Origin of the sequence: Limnoraphis robusta BA-68 BA1, assembly GCF_034932365.1 — a bacterium.
Lineage (GTDB): Bacteria > Cyanobacteriota > Cyanobacteriia > Cyanobacteriales > Microcoleaceae > Capilliphycus > Capilliphycus robustus.
Map to the genome: position 1 here is coordinate 1 of NZ_JAYGHR010000082.1, position 16,579 is coordinate 16,579.

Consider the following 16,579-nt stretch of genomic DNA (forward strand, 5'->3'; position numbering starts at 1 on the left):
GAGTTAGACAGGGATCATAATGCCGCAATTAATATTCTGAATTCAGCTTTGAGTACGCTAGGGCATAGCGGAACTTGGATCTTAGATCAAAACGCTTCAGGAGATTTTACCTCTACTGTGATAGGAGCAATCCTGTCTCAGCAAGTCGAGTCGTAGAATGAAGAATCCCCGCCGTTTACGACGTGGGAGTGTCAAAGGCTGGAAGCGATTGCTACAGAGATAGCTCAACTCAGCCTGATATGATTTCTGCAACCGAAACATTGTCCGAACCCAACAGGCCGATTGAAAGGAGAATCTATGACTCAATCCCTCCCAACCGTAAATGAATGTCCGATTCAAATTGAGGACGACCGCACTGGAATGAGTGTGGACACGCTCAAGCGGGCCTTTGCGGATAATCTTTTCTATTTGCAAGGGAAGTATGAGTCCTTTGCCACCCCCGATGACTTTTACATGGCGCTCGCCTACACATTGCGCGATCGCTTACTCAACCGTTGGCTGAAAACCTTTAAAACCTATGTAGAAAACAACGTTAAGGTTGTCTACTATCTCTCGGCTGAGTTTTTGATGGGGCGTCATCTTGGCAACAGTCTGATCAACCTACACGTCTATGAGAAAATCCGTCAGGCGGTTGAAGAGTCTGGCTTAAACTTAGACGAACTGTTAGAACGAGAACCTGACCCCGGTTTAGGGAATGGAGGCTTAGGACGTTTAGCCGCTTGTTTCCTCGACTCTTTGGCTACCTTAGAAATTCCGGCTGTTGGTTGTGGCTTACGCTATGAGTTTGGGATTTTTCACCAAATGATTCAGGATGGTTGGCAAGCTGAAATTCCTGATAAATGGCTGCGTTTTGGCAACCCTTGGGAAATTGCCCGTCCGGATCAGGCCGTCGAGGTGAAATTTGGCGGTCATACGGAAATGTACCATGATGATAAGGGTCAGTATCGGGTGCGTTGGATTCCCTCAACGACTGCCATTGGTATTCCCTACGATACGCCTGTTCCCGGATATGACACCAATACCGTTAACCCCTTGCGGTTGTGGCGGGCAGAAGCGAGTGATGATTTCAACTTTGATGCCTTTAACGCAGGGAACTATGATGGGGCGGTTGCGGAAAAAATGCGATCGGAAACCATTTCTAAGGTTCTCTACCCCAACGACAACACGCCTCAAGGGAAGCAACTGAGACTCGAGCAGCAATTTTTCTTTGTGTCTTGTACGTTACAGGATATTATTCGCATTCACCTGATGCGTCACAAGAGTCTGCACAATCTCTATGAAACAACGGCGATTCAGCTTAATGATACTCATCCGGCGGTGGCGATCGCTGAAATGATGCGACTGTTGCTCGATGAACATGGCTTTGACTGGGATGATGCTTGGCGGGTTACCCAAACCACTTTTGCCTACACGAACCATACTCTAATGCCAGAGGCGCTAGAAAAATGGTCTGTGACGTTGTTTGGCTATCTCCTGCCTCGCCATCTGGAAATCATTTACGAAATTAATCGTCGTTTTCTCGAAGATGTTAAGCTCTGGTATCCTGATGATCAAGGGATGTTAGCCCGTTTATCACTCATTCAAGAAGGGCCAGAACAATATGTCCGCATGGCAAATTTAGCCTGTGTGGGATCTCACGCGATTAATGGTGTGGCGGCGCTGCACACAGAACTGTTAAAACAAGATACGCTGCGAGATTTCTACAAGATTTGGCCTGAGAAGTTCTTCAATAAAACAAACGGTGTTACTCCTCGTCGCTGGGTGTTATTGAGCAATCCTAAACTGTCTGAGCTTTATACCTCTAAAATCGGTAAGGGTTGGCTCAAGGATCTCGATCAACTTCGCAAGATTGAAGCTTACATTGAAGATGCCGGATTCCGTGAACAATGGCATCAGATTAAGTTAGAAAACAAACAGAAACTCGCTGATTACATCTGGAAACACAATGGCATTGCGGTTGATCCCAATTCCATGTTTGATGTGCAGGTGAAGCGGATTCACGAATACAAACGCCAGCATTTGTGTGTACTGCACATTATCACGCTGTACAACCGGATTAAGCAAAATCCCAACATTGAGGTGACTCCCCGGACTTTCATTTTTGGAGGGAAGGCGGCACCGGGATATTTCATGGCGAAACTGATGATTAAACTCATCAATGCCGTCGCTGAAGTTGTTAACAATGATCCGGATGTTCGCGGACGGTTGAAGGTGGTTTTCTTAGCGAATTTTAATGCTTCTCTGGGTCAGAAAATCTATCCGGCTGCGGATTTGTCCGAACAAATTTCAACGGCGGGTAAAGAAGCTTCTGGTACGGGTAACATGAAGTTTGCTATGAATGGCGCGATGACGATTGGTACCCTTGATGGTGCAAATATTGAAATCCGTGAAGAAGCTGGAGAAGAGAATTTCTTCTTGTTTGGTTTAACGGCTGATGAAGTCTACAAAGTTAAAGCTGCGGGTTATAATCCCTCGGAATACTACAGCAAGAATGCTGAGTTAAAAGCGGTGATGGATCGCCTAACTTCGGGATTTTTCTCTCATGGGGATAAGGAATTGTTTAAACCCATGACTGATTCTTTCATGCACCATGATCCTTATATGCTGTTTGCTGATTATCAGTCTTACATTGATTGTCAAGAACGAGTCAGCAAAGTATTCCAGGATCGTGATGCTTGGACTCGAATGGCAATTTTGAATGCCGTTCGTATGGGTAAGTTTTCTAGCGATCGCACGATCAAAGAGTATTGTGAACAGATCTGGAATGTTAAACCTGTTCCCATTCAACTGGAAGAATACAATCAAGATTCTGCGGTTTTAAAGGTCGCTAAGTAATCTCTCCGCATCTTTTGTTTATTGATCGAGCGTAAAACCCCGTCCCAAGAGTGGGCGGGGATGTAAGCGAGCGAGAGTCTCTGGTACAATACGAATACCTATCACCAGACTAGACATTTCTTGACTGCAACTTGGTATGTTGGAGAATAGGAAAAAGTGGTTTGTCCGTGACGATAGAAGTGGTCAAAGACCAGCCCCGATGAGTGTTCGGGATGCCCCAGGAGTGGGAAGAACAGAAACTTCTTCTCTCTACTGCTAGTCAGACGGAGAGACTTTCTTACGGTCAATTACCCGTATGCGACAGATCCGAAGTGGTCTAGTTGTAAGCCACATCCCCTTGTGGGTGGGGCATTTGACTCTGTAGAATTGACTTTCCCCTGTTAACAAAAGCAGGGGATTTTTTTGGGAAGGGAGTTGACAGACAGGGGCGACTCCTGGTATACTTTAAAGAGTACCTTAAACAATTGGATGTTTAAAAAAATATTTTTTTCGCAAATATCCGATTATACTAAAAATAATACCACAGGCTCCGAAAAAGTCAAGAGGGTAGACTAAAAATAGGCTGACCGAGTTACTGGGGATTAAAATTTCTAAATTCTCGAAATTGCAATCCTTCTGATAGGATTTGTACCTGACAACTTAAGGGAATTTGATCAAAATTACAAATATAGAAAGCCAGTAAATCCCCCTGACGATTACAAACCCGCAAATTATAACCATAGCGTCTTGTTACGGAGGCAAATCGACTGACAAATACATATTGTCCCATGTATTTTTCTCGATTCCAGTTAATCCGATTGACAACAAGAGTGACTAAATTATTAACATACAAATCCGGCTGAAGCTGTGTAATTTTGGGTTCAACAAACCAAGTTTCTAGAATGGGATATTGTTCTGTTTCATCGGAAAGTTGTTCAGCGTTAAGTTGAATATTTATGTCTGATTCCACCTGCTGAGTTGGAGTCGGTAAAGTAGAATATCCATAGAGTTCTTGTGCTAACCATAAACTGGGGATACTGGGTTCAGTTTGAGATAAGGGCGGCGAGGGTAAGACTTCCATCTCCCAGAAACAGGGTTTAGGAGTTTTACTGATCACAAGGTTTTCTGTTTGCGATCGCACAGGTTGAACGATAGAGGTTAAACTCCAAAACACAGTGAATATTAATTTTAGGAATGGATATCGCGGTTGAGAGTGCATAGATATTTTAGGGCTATTCAATCAAAAAAAACTTCCCTACAATTCCGTTCAATAACGTGAAATCAGGGAAAGTTTCAAGTTGTCAAATAAAGGGTTAAAAATTGTAGACTCCCTCAGTTATTCGGCTTGACAATATAATCGGATGAAATCGGTTCAGCTTTGCCGGATTCAACTAAAGCTTGATAAATCATAGCTGAGACTTCCGCCCGAGTTGCAGGTTGATTGGGATTGAGAGTATTTTGTTCGGGATGATTAACGACTAATCCCGCTTCTGTGGCGGCGGCGATTTTCTCAACCGCCCATTTGGGAATTTGATCGGCATCCTGGTAAACTTTTAAAGTTTCTTCAGGATTTCTCGGGGGTTTGAGATCCAACCCACTGACTAAAGCGACTAAAACCTGAACGCGAGGTACGACTTCATTGGGAAGAAAGATCTCACCGGGATAACCCCTCATAAAGCCCGTTTGAGTGACATCAACAATCGCCTGTTGCGCCCAGTTGTCTGGCTTTACATCTTTATAATTGAGTTGAGCGGATTGATCTTTTTGAGGAATAAAGGCATTTTCGAGTTGAGCGGCGAGTTCTGCCCGAGTGATCGGTTTATCAGGTTGAAACGTACCATCATTGTAGGGAACGATAATCTGATTTTCAGTCGTATACTCAATAAACTCTTTAGCCCAGAACTCCGACGGTACATCAGAAAGCACGAAGAATGGTACTGGTGTAGGAATTTCAGCTTTGCTTTGAGGGCTAGCTTTTATATCAGGTTGAGCGGCTTGTTGTTGGCTTTGAGGACTAGCTTGTGTTTGCGGTTGAGCGGCTTGTTGTTGGCTTTGAGGACTAGCTGCTGTTTGCGGTTGAGCGGCTTGTTGTTGGCTTTGAGGACTAGCTGCTGTTTGCGGTTGAGCGGCTTGTTGTTGGCTTTGAGGACTAGCTGCTGTTTGCGGTTGAGTCGTCGTTGACTCTTGAGTGGGAATGGGTACAATAGTCGTCTGTGAACCCGGATTTTCCTGAGACTCAGACGCATCAGGCGGTGTGAAGAAAAAGGGAGTAATCATCCACCAAGCCGGACTGACATCTGTTGAGCGAGAAGGGCTTTCAGGAGTCGGAGCAGGCGAGAAGGATTGAAATACATTTCCCGAAGAGGTAGCAGGTACAGAGACTCGCTGTGGACTTGCTTGTTGTTGCCGATGCTGCAAGAGAGAGTTTTCTAAAACTTGGGATAAATTAAATTGGTCTGAGACACTCGATTGAGGAGTGGGCAGAATAGCAGGTGAAGTGAACTTTTGCCTGTAGGCTTTAGCGTCTTTACCCAACACCCAAAATAATATACCGCCCATCGCTAAAAGTGCGATTAAAACGGCAATCCACTCATCGTTATTGCGAGATGAAGCTTGGGGTGAGGATGAATTTGGAGGCAATGAATTTGACATAAAACACATTGATTCACACAACATCACCCTCAAGATTAGCCGCTATTTTCCTCTGTGGCAATTCATCTCCCGACGGACAGCAGAGCTAGGGCAAATTGCGATGCCTAAATTTGCCCACAAAAGCTTTTATTTAGGATTCTCGCGTTCACTAATCGCCAGAGGTCGTGAAGCGGCTTCAGTCGCTAGAATGTTGATGGCGCGAGCATAGTAAGGATCTCCTTGAGTCCCAATTAATTGAGGATCGCTAGCGAGTTGCTTTTTCTGATCGTCGGTCAGCTCTAGTTTAACGTCGGGTGTGACTCCTTTTTTGCTAATGTCGGTGCCATTGGGCGTGTAGTAATGGGCAATTGTTACCGCTAAACCGGAACCATCAGATAAGGAAAACACCGATTGTACTAAAGCTTTTCCAAAGGTTTGATCGCCCATAATCACGGCTCGGTGATTGTCTTTCATGGCTCCGGCGAGGATTTCGCTGGCACTGGCGGAGTTTCCATCAACGAGAACAACAGTGGGTAAAGTGGTGATTGCGGTGCGGTTGGCTCGGATTTCTTGGGTTTCGCCATCGCGATCAACGGTGCTGACAATCATGCCATCATCCATCCACATTCGGGCAATTTCAATACTACTGCGGAGCAAACCTCCGGGATTCCCGCGTAAATCGAGGACGAAGGCTTCTGCTTGTTTTTCGACCAACTCTTCCATCGCTTCTTTCATCTGTTCGGCGGCGTGGGAGTTGAACTCGCGCAACTGAATATATCCAACTTTTCGCTCTCCTTCGGTATTGAGGCGATAGTAGACGGCTTCGAGTTCAATGCGAGCGCGAGTGAGGGTGACATTGAACTCTTCTTGGCCTGCGCGTTTAATTCGCACTTCAACTTGAGTTCCGACATTACCCCGAATTTTTTCGGCGGCATTATCAACGCTCATCCCTTGGGTTGAGATGCCATCAATCTCTAGAATTTGATCTCCGGCTTGAATTCCGGCAGCTTGGGCGGGAGAATTTTTAATGGGAGAAACAACAACGATGCTTTTCGTTTTCTCATCGAGTGAAAGCTGCATTCCCACACCAGACAGTTCTCCTGCGGTTTGACTGGTCAACCGCTCATACTGTTTCGGGTCCATGAAACGGGTGTAGGGATCATTAAGCAGTTCAAGAGCTTGACGTAAGGCGCGATAAGCTTCTTCACGGGATGAATATTCTTTGCTTAATAGCTCTTGTCGAATGGCTTTCCAGTTTTTGCGGTTGAAGTTGGGATCGACATACTCTCGATAGACAATTTGCCATGCTTCATCTAGAACTGCTTTGGGGCTGTTTTTCAGGCTCGCATGGACTGCATTGCTCAATCCCGGAACCGCTATGGTCGAAATGGCTGCAATTACCATCAGGCGTTGAGCTTTACTACGGATTGCCCCACTTAGGAGGCGATTGCAAAATGAAGAAAAGCTTCCTGCGTTGTCGTTCATCTAGTCTTCCTCTGGCTTGATTCCCTACACTGGGATGAAAATGGGAGATTGGGGATTTTCTCCCCGTTTATATCGTAATTTTAGAGATGATCTCCGCCTGTTTGACCATTTAACAGTGGGAGTCGGCAGGTTATTCGCAGTGAACCATCAATGGATGTATCACAGAGGGGATCAGCAACTGTTGCTTGCTCAATCTTAGATGCTCACTCAAAAATGAGTAAGAATTCGATGAGTTCCCAGGCTTTTGGATACTCCTGACTCGTCCACCATTCAAATTTTCTCCTGCTTTATCGGGAATGTAGACAATCTTTATACTCGTTCTAGCGGAATAATCCGAGTTGGATCTGACTCGTTATCGATGTCATGCTCCTGTACTACTATTAGTGTAGCTAGACTTTTGCTCAATTGGAAATGTCCTAATGTTAACATTTTTACAAAATGAGTCTAAAACTTTCCTTAAAGCTTTCCGGATCTTCAGAAATTGACTCGGTTGAGTCCAATTGTCGGGTTGAGGGATAGAGCGATCGCTGTCGGGGTTTCCTCACCGATATCAAGAGTGAAATATTTTCCGATGCCCTGGTTACACTTTATCGAAAGTAGCTCGTTTTAGCAAATTCAGGTCGATCAACGACTCTAACCTTTTGCTTTCGGGAGAAAATTAAACGATGTTCCGATGAGGGTTTGGGGCTGATGGGGTTGAGCGAGTCGGATGTTTCCCTCAATCTTGTAGGAGCAAATTTTCGATTTTCATTGCAATCCTATAGGAGATTAATCATAATTTTCATCTTCACCGTTTTGTCGTTTGTTTGGCAATCTAATCGAATTAGATCGAGCAATAATTTTTTCAAGAAGCTGAAGATTTTGAGGGTGGAATAATCCACCCCTAGATGGTTAAATTTAATTGGAGTGATAATTTCCAGACAAAATTGGCAGGTGAGTTTTCCAAGCCTGAGAAAATTCTGAGATATAATCTTCTTGCTCTTGGGTTTCAATGGTGTACTGTCGAGTTTCTCTGACGATCGCGATCGCTTTTTCGGGGGAATAGCCCACCGCAACTAAACAGCAAGCGGCGACAAGTCCGCTACGTCCTAACCCTCCCATACAATGAATAACAACGGTTTTATCCTGTTTAGCATTCAGCAATATTTGTTGAACTAAAAGAATCAGTTCATCCATAGAAGTGGGAACACTCATATCTTTAATCGGAAACCACCGGGTTTGTATCCCTCTAGCTTGGGCTTCGGAGATCAGATTGGGAATTTGTACCGCTTCAAACTCGTGGGATTCGATTAGAGAGACTAACACATCAGTTTGATAGTCATGTCGCAAGCGATCGAGATCTTGATACAAATTCCGATTCCACATAAAGTGCATTCCTTGATGCTGTTTTCCGGGTGCAAATGTCAAGCCGACTTTTCCTGGAAATGGAACTTGGTCGGCGGGTAAGAAATCCACCGTAATGGGATCGTTTTGAGAGGTTCTAACGCAGTTCATCTTCAGGCCACCAAAGTTGACAATGGACTGTTTCTCCCTGATTGTAACGAAGTTTTAAATTCTGGGCTAGTTAGAATTAGATAGAATTAGAGTTCACAGATTTCTACCCGTGAAAACAGAAAGTTTCGGGCTTGTATTTCCTGAGAGGTCAGGGGTAAGGAATTGGGGGAGATGAGTTGATAACTGGGTTGTTTTTCCATTCCTGCTTCGAGTCTTTCTAAGCGAGGAAGATGACCTTTGGGAGCATCCAGAGAAAAGGTGAGTTGATCATAAGGTTTCCAGCTTTCTTTTCCATTGTTTCCGGTTTCGATCCATCGCACTAAATCATTAAAATGAATATAGGCATCGGGATCGTATTTTCTAAGATGATCTTCTGTTAACTTGTTTCCGGTTTCTTTATAAATTTCTTTCTGAACAGTCAAACCAAATTGTCCCCCAGAGTATCGAGTCCAGAGTTGATCAAGGGTTTCTAAATAGGAACAGGGGAAGTTTTGGATGGATTCACTGTCTAAGTATCCTTCTGCTTTGCGATTGGTGACTTTTAGCATGACATCATAGGTCTTGAGATCGGCTTCTTTCCATTTTCTTTCTTGCAGCATTTTTTCTAAATCTTTAATCTCTTTTGGCTTACGAATACAGGTTCTTTCTGGTGTTAAAAGATTGATTTCAATTGAGGCGGGTTCATTGTTAATATTCACAAGTTCTAGGTTTCCCACCCCATCATTAATAATTTTATCAATTTGTTTTTTAACGATTTCAAAGCGGTCATCTTTATCTCCTGCTTTTTCTTCTGGTGCTGCGGTAATCAGGAGTTGGTCGCCTTCTAGTATTGCGTTCTCACAGAGCGAATTTTGCAAAGCATAGAGCTTAAAGTTGTCAGGGTTTACTGTAATATTAAGTTCTTCTACATAACCTTTGAATTGATGTTTATTATTAAAATAATCATCCGAAAATCCCAATAATTCCTGATAAAATTCAACAATATCTTTGTTGTTTGAACCTAAATAGTTGAATAGATTAACGTGGGTAAGCGTTCCATAAACTGTTGCAATTGATCCCAAAAAAATACCTGAAACCAAAACGGGAACAGGTCTAAATATCTGCCCAAATATTGTTTCTGTTTTTTCAGTGGAGTTCGTATTTTTCATATTAAAGTTAGGGTAGATGCAATCACATCAAGACTGAGAACACAACTCCTCAAATGAGAACCGCCAACTCAGATTGATACAGGTTGAACAGAGATTGATTCCTACCCAGAAAATATACGGGCTTGTCTGGAGCATTGACGTTATCCCTTGATGATCGCTTGGAGTCTGTCAAAGTGCTTTTTGCTCTCAACTTGATTGTCAGCTAATGCGAGAAATCACGGGTTGTGATCAATCACGATTTAAGTTTACCTCAATTTTACTGAGATCAATCAACTTTGACTGTGCTACCCATTGATATTTTTACTGAGCTACGGTTAAATTTTAACATTTTTATTATACAAAGCTAACATGATGATGATGATGCTTTCCCTAACAGGGAATCACTGGGCTAGTATTTATGTTTGCTTGGCTTTCTCTCCCCCCTGATTCCCGAGTCCCTATTTCTCTGGCTAGTTGTAAATATCACAAGTTGAGTCTCAGCTTGATCCTGTTTTTCCGGGAGGGTTAAGATTAACAAAATCTGAGGGAATGCCGATTATTTTGGTGTTGTTTTAATGACTCGACTAGGACTGGTAAATGCAATCCCTTGGGTTCCTGATGTTCCAATTGATACCGCTTCAATCATCGGTTCTGAGACGTTTTTTTCGGCTATCCATTCAACGATAAAGTTAGCTCCAGCTCCTCCGGTGGAGTTGCTTTGCTCGACAAAAAAATCGGTGCTAGCGAGAGGAGAGAGTCGAATGGCTTGATCTAAATAAGATTGAACTAATTTTCCTTCAGTATTATAATAATTTACGGTTTTAATGATAATAGAATGATCAAGGTCAGTATTTCTAACACTCAAGGTTGTTGCTAAGTTGTAAACTCGGCGAGTATTCATGTAATAAATGTGAGAGTAAACGGGAACATAAATCGTTTGTCCGGCGATAATTTTTAGGGTTTCGAGATTAACGGTTTCCGTCGTTGAAACTGGATTCACTTGCAGATAGGTTTCTTGCGGGTTTGCTGTTGAATTTGTGGAAGACTGACTGACAGTATGACGAGTACAACTGGTTAGAGAAATCACGGTAGCAGAGGTAATCAAAAGACTGATCAAAAAATGAGCATTTAACATTGACTTAAATCCTATTTTAAAGTGTCATCGATCATTAAATCGAAGGAGATTCAACTAAACCCAGTCTTCGAGCCACTGGAGCTAAAGATAAGCCTTGAATGAGGGCAGAAGTCAGAACAATAAAAAACACGATATTAAAAAGTTTATCGGCTTCTGAAAGACCTACCATGAGTGGAAAAGTTGCTAAAACAATTGGTACAGAACCTCGAAGTCCGACCCAAGAAATAAACAATTTCTCCGAAAAACTCACTTGACTAAAAGCCAAACAAATGAAGACACTAACCGGACGAGCAACAAACATCAAAAATAAACTGATGACGATAGCAACTCCAGCAATCGATAACAATTGAGAGGGAAAAACCAGTAATCCCAATGTCAAAAACATGGTAATTTGCATCAGCCATGACAAACTATCGTAAAAACTGAATAAACTGTTGCTATGGATGAGACGCGGGTGATTTCCTATGACGATACCCGCAATATAAACGGCTAAAAAGCCATTTGCTCCTAAAACTGTAGTGACGCCAAAGGTGAGTAGAGTCCAGGCTAAAATAGCAAGGGGATAGAGTCCGGGGGAAACCAAATTAATCCGATTCATCCCTAAAAGAACAAGTTTTCCCATTCCATATCCGAATGCAATTCCTGCCAAAATTTGCCAAAATAATGAGAGTCCTAAACTGATCAAGGAGCCTTCAGATGTACTGAGAAGTCTGACGAACTCAGTGGTTAATAAAACGGCTATTGGATCATTACTTCCAGATTCAAGTTCGAGTAGAGGTTGCAAATCACCTTTGAGACCTAAATTACTCGAACGCAACACAGAAAAAACAGCCGCCGCATCTGTAGAAGAAATAATCGCACCGAGTAACAACCCTTCTGTCCAAGTAATTCCCTGTGAGCCTATATTAAAGCTAGAAAAGGAACCCAAAATAAACCAAGCAAAGGAACCTAAAAGCAACATGGTGATAGCCACCCCAAGAGTAGAAAGGGTTAAGCCTTTGATGAGAACGGGTTGAATGCTTTTCCAGTTGGTATCGAGTCCCCCTGCAAATAAAATCAAAGTGAGTGCAAAGTCTCCGATTAATTTGGCGATCAGAGGATTTTCAAATTGAATCCCTCCGAGTCCTTCCGAACCTGCAATCATTCCCAACAACAAAAATAAAAGCAATGCTGGAACACCGAGTTTATTGGCGGCTTTGCTGGCTAAGATGCTTGCTAACAGCAATATAGCAATACTGATGAATAGGAACTCAACCTTAATCATTACTCCAAATTATCCTATAAAGTTAAAGCTACCCAAAATTCATCGCTGAAAATTTAGTCTCATCGTACCGGATAATGATAGGTTTAACAGTTGGACTCTAATTAACAGCAAACCAAATTTATGAGCGTTGCAGACGATAAGACGGTTGTTCGAGAATATTTTAACTCTACAGGCTTTGATCGCTGGAGACGAATCTACGGCGATGGGGAAGTGAACAAGGTTCAACTCGATATCCGTAATGGACATCAACAAACCATCGATCGCGTGCTAAACTGGCTGAAAGCAGATGACAATCTCTCGGGTCTGTCGATTTGCGATGCGGGGTGTGGTGTGGGGAGTTTGAGCATTCCTCTGGCTGAGGCGGGTGCGATTGTCACTGCTAGCGATATCTCTGAAAAAATGGTTTCGGAAGCTCGAGAACGAGCTACGGCAACTTTAGGTGATCGCGCTAGCAATGTCAAGTTTAGCACTCAGGATTTAGAAGCTTTAGAGGGTCGATATCATACTGTGATTTGTCTGGATGTGTTGATTCACTATCCTGATGATAAAATGGCGGATATGATTGCTCATTTGGCGTCGCTCGCGGAGTCTCGTTTGATTTTGAGTTTTGCACCGAAAACCTTCGCTTTGACTATCCTCAAAAAAATCGGTGAATTTTTCCCAGGGCCAAGTAAAACGACTCGTGCTTATCAACATCGAGAGGCAGATATTGTTAAAATTTTTGAAAATAATGGCTTCAGCGTAGCTCGTCAAGAAATGACTAGCACTCGCTTTTATTTCTCTCGTTTGTTAGAGGCGGTTCGGCGTTAAAATTCAAGGATTTTCAGTCAACCGCTATCGGCAATAAACACCTAAGCTATACTGTTGAGCGATGTTTAATTGCAAGCTGATTGCTAACATCATATTAGGGGAAAGTCATGCAGTTGATTAAGTTGATCACTGCAAGTTTATTGATTCCTATTGGGCTGTTTTGTTTGCTGACCATTGCAACTGGACTGATTAACCCGGATGCTTCGGTTCATAGCAAAATCAGCATCGCAATCGGTGGGTTAATTTTGGGTTTACCCGCGTTAGGAATTGGCGGTTGGCTGTTGTGGGATAGTTCTTATCAATCTCGTCAGAAGATAGAAAATCGCTCCCGTCGGATTCATTCTATCTTCTTTCATTTACTGATACAAAATCAGGGCAAAATAACGCCCAGTGATCTTGTAAGGTTTACTCATTTATCTCCCCAAGAAGCTGAGAAGTTTATTCTGAGTAAAGCGATAGAACTTCAGGGGACTTGGGAGAAAACGCCAGAGGGAGAAACGATCTACTATTTTGAGTTAAAATAACTGTTTTCCTCGTATTTCTATCTTAAATTATGCTACAAACTCCAACACAATCTCTGACTCTTGAGGGGTTTCTCAAACTCCCAGAAACAAAGCCAGCAAGCGAATATATTAACGGTAAAATCATTCAAAAACCTATGGCTCAAGGAAAACATAGCGCAATTCAGGGAGAATTGGTGACAGTGATTAATGAAAGTGCAGAAAAGCAACAGATAGCCTTAGCATTACCGGAATTAGGATGTACCTTTGGTGGACGTTCAATTGTTCCTGATGTTGCTGTGTTTACTTGGAGTCGCATTCCTTTAGATGAAAATGGTGATATTGCGAATAGTTTTCCGACTCATCCTGACTGGACAATTGAAATTCTTTCTCCCGATCAAAACCAAACAAAAGTCATCAGTAATATTTTACATTGTCTGGATGCAGGTTGTCTGATGGGTTGGTTAATTGATCCGGCTGAAAAGTCTGTATTTGTTTATCCTATGGGTGAACAACCGATGGTTTTACAAACACCCGAACAAGTTCTTCCAACTCCTGAATTCATCTCAGATTTTAACTTAAAACTTTCAGAACTATTTAATTGGCTGAAACCGGTAACTCTTTTTCCGTAATTGCCGATCCCGTTTTAGCAAAACTATTGTATATTAAAAGGTAAGGATTTAAAATAATCATTGAGTTATGACTGTAGAATCAATAATCAATGTTTTGAAATCTGTTCGGTTTGTTGTTGATGCTCAAGGTCAGAAAACAGCCGCACAATTAAGTATTTCCGATTGGGAAACATTGCTGAATTGGATTGAAGATCGAGAAGATGAAGCGATTTTTAAAGAAGCGATGCGCCAGCTAAAAGAAGCAGGAGGAAACCCCCAAAAAGCGGGATGGCTGGATTGGGAATCGGTGAAATCCCAATGGGATAAAGATTAAGTAATGTATCAGATTCAGCTATCTGCATCTGCTCATAATCAGGGAAAAAAATTACCTGGTGTCATTCGTCAACGCATTAAAAATATTATTGATGCTCTCGCCCAAGATCCTCGTCCATATAATAGCATTCAGCTTGACTTTGAAACCGAGGACAGTTGGGAACCCAGACGAATTCGTGTTGACTCCTGGCGGATTATATATGCGATAGATGATGAGTTTCAACAGATTGTTATTTTAGCAATTCGGAAACGTCCTCCCTATGATTATTCAGATTTGAGCGATTTATTAACAGACTTAGGTTAAATTGTAGCTAAAATCAATAACAGGAAATCTCATGGATAGAATCTTTTTAACAATTGCAGCAATTTTAGGCGGTTTTTCGGTGATGGCGGGTGCTTTTGGCGCTCATGCTTTGAGTGGAAAAATCAGCGAACGAGGGATTGAAATCTTTGAAACGGCTGCTCGTTATCAAATGTATCATGCCCTGGCTTTATTATTACTCGGAGTGTTACTCAGAAATTCTCAATCTCCTCAACCGTTAATCACTATCGCCGGGACTGCTTTTATTGTCGGGGTCGCCATTTTTTCGGGGAGTCTGTATGCTTTAAGCTTAACGGGGATTAAATGGCTCGGCGCAATTACGCCGCTTGGGGGTGTGGCATTTATTGCGGGATGGGGATGTTTAGCGATCGCCACTTTCAAGCTCTGATTAAAATCTGAGATAGAGTAAAAATTTACCCATTCAGTTGGTTATGATACCGTAGAAGAGTTACGCTGGAAAGGTAATAAGACAAATTCTTCATCAATTTAGCGCAAATGGGAAGCGAAACAATTGTTCTGTTGTCGAGTCGTGAAATCGAAAAAATGCGTCAAGCGGGACGTTTAGCGGCTCAATTATTGAATCATCTTGAACCGATGGTTCAACCAGGAGTGAGTACACTGGAACTCAACGATGAAGCCGAACGTTGGACAAAGGCTCACGATGCTCGCAGCGCTCCTTTAGGATATCATGGCTTCCCCAAATCGATTTGTACGAGCGTTAATCATGTCATTTGTCATGGTATTCCCAACGCCAAACAAATTCTTCAAGAGGGAGATATTATTAATATTGATGTCACTCCGGTTGTGGATGGTTATCACGGTGATACTTCTAAAACATTTTTTGTCGGTACGCCTTCCCCGGTTGCGAAAAAATTAGTTGAAGTTACTTATGAGTCGATGATGCGGGGAATTGCGGCGGTTAAACCGGGTGCAAAAATTGGAGATATTGGCGCCGCGATTCAAGAATATGCAGAATCTCACGGATTTTCTGTTGTACGAGATTTTGTTGGTCATGGTATAAATACCACGTTTCATACCGCACCTCAAGTTCCCCATTATGGAACCGCCGGAAAAGGAAAAAAATTGCGTCCGGGGATGGTTTTTACGATTGAACCGATGATTAATGAAGGAACTTGGGAAGCAAAAGTTCTCGAAGATGGTTGGACTGCAATTACCATCGATGGTAAACTTTCCGCCCAGTTTGAACACACTGTTGCTGTGACTGAATCCGGTGTAGATATTTTAACATTACCGGATTAGGTTTAATTTCTAGCAGTTTAATTGCTCATTTGCCTTAAATTTGCTGAATACAATATTGTACTCCCGTCTCAAAAATGCGGGTTCCGCCGCCTTCTGCAACGGTTTGACGCAACGCTTGGGGGTTAATTACACGCACTCCCGCCAAGTAATTAACACCCATTTCTGCTAATTCTGATAACCAAGGTAAAGTCGGCCCCATTAATACTAAGGTCGCATCTTTTGATAATTCTGCCAAGCGAGGAAAGGTTTTATTCACAATAGAAGTCGCTGTTAGAAACACCCATTCCGACTCGGGTAAAATAAATTCACAAGCGGGGTCTGGTAAATCTCCCGAAGCGGGTTGTCTCTCAATCACAACTAAATTCATCTCTTTTTCATAGCGAGAAAGTTCAGGATAACGCCCAACAATTGACACTCGTTTTCCGCGAATTTGCGGTAAAAAATATTCAAAGACTGCTAAGTTTGACGGGCCAGTTGGAGACAGTAATTCAGCCGTTTTTGACAGGGGAGAATTGGAGTTAATAATTGCGTTAATTACAGCCATTCCGACTGTGGCTTGATAACTCTCCCATGACTTCACCCACGAGGTTAATTCCGAGGCGGGTTTGTTGACCAAAGTTCCCGACCAAGGTAAAGTACGAATGGGTATTCCTGGACTCATACATAACCCCATTCCTTCGGCTTCACAAAGCGTCCAGGTTAAACCAATGATAATTTCTTGAATGGGACTATTGCTGAGGCTTTTATCCAGTAGCAGGTCATAAATTTCGCGGGGATGAGTCATAGAAATTTG

Annotated in this window: 16 protein-coding genes; 8 read left to right on the plus strand and 8 right to left on the minus strand. The window is 42.6% G+C overall.

Annotation, left to right across the window (positions count from 1 at the left end; all coding sequences use genetic code 11):
* Positions 1-297 precede the first annotated feature (297 nt).
* Positions 298-2,835 (plus strand): glycogen/starch/alpha-glucan phosphorylase, encoded by a 2,538-nt coding sequence (locus VB836_RS24025; RefSeq protein WP_323223249.1) that lies wholly within the window; start codon positions 298-300, stop codon positions 2,833-2,835.
* Between the two features lie 571 nt (positions 2,836-3,406).
* Here VB836_RS24025 and VB836_RS24030 read toward each other — a convergent pair.
* The 7 genes from VB836_RS24030 to VB836_RS24060 all read right to left on the minus strand — a co-directional run bounded on the left by VB836_RS24030 (position 3,407) and on the right by VB836_RS24060 (position 11,950).
* Positions 3,407-4,033 carry a hypothetical protein gene (locus VB836_RS24030; protein ID WP_323223251.1) on the minus strand — a complete coding sequence of 209 codons (627 nt, stop codon included), beginning with the start codon at positions 4,031-4,033 and terminating at the stop codon, positions 3,407-3,409.
* Between the two features lie 113 nt (positions 4,034-4,146).
* Complete coding sequence (locus tag VB836_RS24035; protein ID WP_323223253.1) at positions 4,147-5,466, minus strand: S-layer homology domain-containing protein; 1,320 nt, start codon at positions 5,464-5,466, stop codon at positions 4,147-4,149.
* Between the two features lie 126 nt (positions 5,467-5,592).
* Positions 5,593-6,930, minus strand: coding sequence for a carboxyl-terminal processing protease CtpB (gene ctpB / locus VB836_RS24040; protein WP_407659746.1), 1,338 nt, complete (start codon positions 6,928-6,930; stop codon positions 5,593-5,595).
* Between the two features lie 897 nt (positions 6,931-7,827).
* Positions 7,828-8,424, minus strand: coding sequence for a cyclin-dependent kinase inhibitor 3 family protein (locus tag VB836_RS24045; protein ID WP_323223255.1), 597 nt, complete (start codon positions 8,422-8,424; stop codon positions 7,828-7,830).
* Between the two features lie 86 nt (positions 8,425-8,510).
* A complete protein-coding gene (locus VB836_RS24050; protein ID WP_323223257.1) occupies positions 8,511-9,572 on the minus strand; it encodes a GUN4 domain-containing protein in 1,062 nt (353 codons plus the stop codon).
* A gap of 535 nt (positions 9,573-10,107) precedes the next feature.
* Complete coding sequence (locus VB836_RS24055) at positions 10,108-10,686, minus strand: DUF3124 domain-containing protein (RefSeq protein ID WP_046281127.1); 579 nt, start codon at positions 10,684-10,686, stop codon at positions 10,108-10,110.
* A 34-nt stretch (positions 10,687-10,720) separates the two neighbouring features.
* On the minus strand, positions 10,721-11,950 hold the full coding sequence (locus tag VB836_RS24060) for a potassium/proton antiporter (RefSeq protein WP_046281128.1): 1,230 nt from the start codon (positions 11,948-11,950) through the stop codon (positions 10,721-10,723).
* A 120-nt stretch (positions 11,951-12,070) separates the two neighbouring features.
* On the opposite strand from VB836_RS24060, the gene bchM reads away from it, so the two are divergent.
* The 7 genes from bchM to map all read left to right on the plus strand — a co-directional run bounded on the left by bchM (position 12,071) and on the right by map (position 15,786).
* The gene (gene bchM, locus VB836_RS24065) at positions 12,071-12,760 is read left to right on the plus strand and encodes a magnesium protoporphyrin IX methyltransferase (protein ID WP_046281129.1); all 690 of its coding nucleotides are present in this window, start codon (positions 12,071-12,073) and stop codon (positions 12,758-12,760) included.
* 107 nt (positions 12,761-12,867) lie between these two features.
* Positions 12,868-13,284: a hypothetical protein gene (locus VB836_RS24070; protein ID WP_323223260.1), complete on the plus strand. Its 417-nt coding sequence runs from the start codon at positions 12,868-12,870 to the stop codon at positions 13,282-13,284.
* Between the two features lie 29 nt (positions 13,285-13,313).
* Entirely contained in the window at positions 13,314-13,892 is a 579-nt protein-coding gene (locus VB836_RS24075; protein ID WP_323223261.1) for a Uma2 family endonuclease, read from the plus strand.
* A gap of 67 nt (positions 13,893-13,959) precedes the next feature.
* Positions 13,960-14,205, plus strand: a complete 246-nt coding sequence (locus VB836_RS24080; RefSeq protein ID WP_323223263.1) for a hypothetical protein — start codon at positions 13,960-13,962, stop codon at positions 14,203-14,205.
* Positions 14,206-14,208: 3 nt separating this feature from the next.
* Positions 14,209-14,508, plus strand: coding sequence for a type II toxin-antitoxin system RelE family toxin (locus VB836_RS24085; protein ID WP_323223265.1), 300 nt, complete (start codon positions 14,209-14,211; stop codon positions 14,506-14,508).
* 31 nt (positions 14,509-14,539) lie between these two features.
* Positions 14,540-14,914 (plus strand): DUF423 domain-containing protein, encoded by a 375-nt coding sequence (locus tag VB836_RS24090; RefSeq protein WP_046280454.1) that lies wholly within the window; start codon positions 14,540-14,542, stop codon positions 14,912-14,914.
* A 107-nt stretch (positions 14,915-15,021) separates the two neighbouring features.
* Entirely contained in the window at positions 15,022-15,786 is a 765-nt protein-coding gene (gene map / locus VB836_RS24095) for a type I methionyl aminopeptidase (protein WP_323223267.1), read from the plus strand.
* Between the two features lie 34 nt (positions 15,787-15,820).
* On the opposite strand, the gene VB836_RS24100 is transcribed toward map, so the two are convergent.
* Entirely contained in the window at positions 15,821-16,570 is a 750-nt protein-coding gene (locus VB836_RS24100) for a DUF364 domain-containing protein (RefSeq protein ID WP_323223269.1), read from the minus strand.
* Positions 16,571-16,579: the final 9 nt, after the last annotated feature.

Bases quoted from the DNA above. Each gene is read 5' to 3' on its own strand.
- VB836_RS24025 (WP_323223249.1), top strand. From the start codon at position 298: ATGACTCAATCCCTCCCAACCGTAAATGAATGTCCGATTCAAATTGAG.
- VB836_RS24030 (WP_323223251.1), bottom strand. From the start codon at position 4,033: ATGCACTCTCAACCGCGATATCCATTCCTAAAATTAATATTCACTGTG.
- VB836_RS24035 (WP_323223253.1), bottom strand. From the start codon at position 5,466: ATGTCAAATTCATTGCCTCCAAATTCATCCTCACCCCAAGCTTCATCT.
- ctpB (WP_407659746.1), bottom strand. From the start codon at position 6,930: ATGAACGACAACGCAGGAAGCTTTTCTTCATTTTGCAATCGCCTCCTA.
- VB836_RS24045 (WP_323223255.1), bottom strand. From the start codon at position 8,424: ATGAACTGCGTTAGAACCTCTCAAAACGATCCCATTACGGTGGATTTC.
- VB836_RS24050 (WP_323223257.1), bottom strand. From the start codon at position 9,572: ATGAAAAATACGAACTCCACTGAAAAAACAGAAACAATATTTGGGCAG.
- VB836_RS24055 (WP_046281127.1), bottom strand. From the start codon at position 10,686: ATGTTAAATGCTCATTTTTTGATCAGTCTTTTGATTACCTCTGCTACC.
- VB836_RS24060 (WP_046281128.1), bottom strand. From the start codon at position 11,950: ATGATTAAGGTTGAGTTCCTATTCATCAGTATTGCTATATTGCTGTTA.
- bchM (WP_046281129.1), top strand. From the start codon at position 12,071: ATGAGCGTTGCAGACGATAAGACGGTTGTTCGAGAATATTTTAACTCT.
- VB836_RS24070 (WP_323223260.1), top strand. From the start codon at position 12,868: ATGCAGTTGATTAAGTTGATCACTGCAAGTTTATTGATTCCTATTGGG.
- VB836_RS24075 (WP_323223261.1), top strand. From the start codon at position 13,314: ATGCTACAAACTCCAACACAATCTCTGACTCTTGAGGGGTTTCTCAAA.
- VB836_RS24080 (WP_323223263.1), top strand. From the start codon at position 13,960: ATGACTGTAGAATCAATAATCAATGTTTTGAAATCTGTTCGGTTTGTT.
- VB836_RS24085 (WP_323223265.1), top strand. From the start codon at position 14,209: ATGTATCAGATTCAGCTATCTGCATCTGCTCATAATCAGGGAAAAAAA.
- VB836_RS24090 (WP_046280454.1), top strand. From the start codon at position 14,540: ATGGATAGAATCTTTTTAACAATTGCAGCAATTTTAGGCGGTTTTTCG.
- map (WP_323223267.1), top strand. From the start codon at position 15,022: ATGGGAAGCGAAACAATTGTTCTGTTGTCGAGTCGTGAAATCGAAAAA.
- VB836_RS24100 (WP_323223269.1), bottom strand. From the start codon at position 16,570: ATGACTCATCCCCGCGAAATTTATGACCTGCTACTGGATAAAAGCCTC.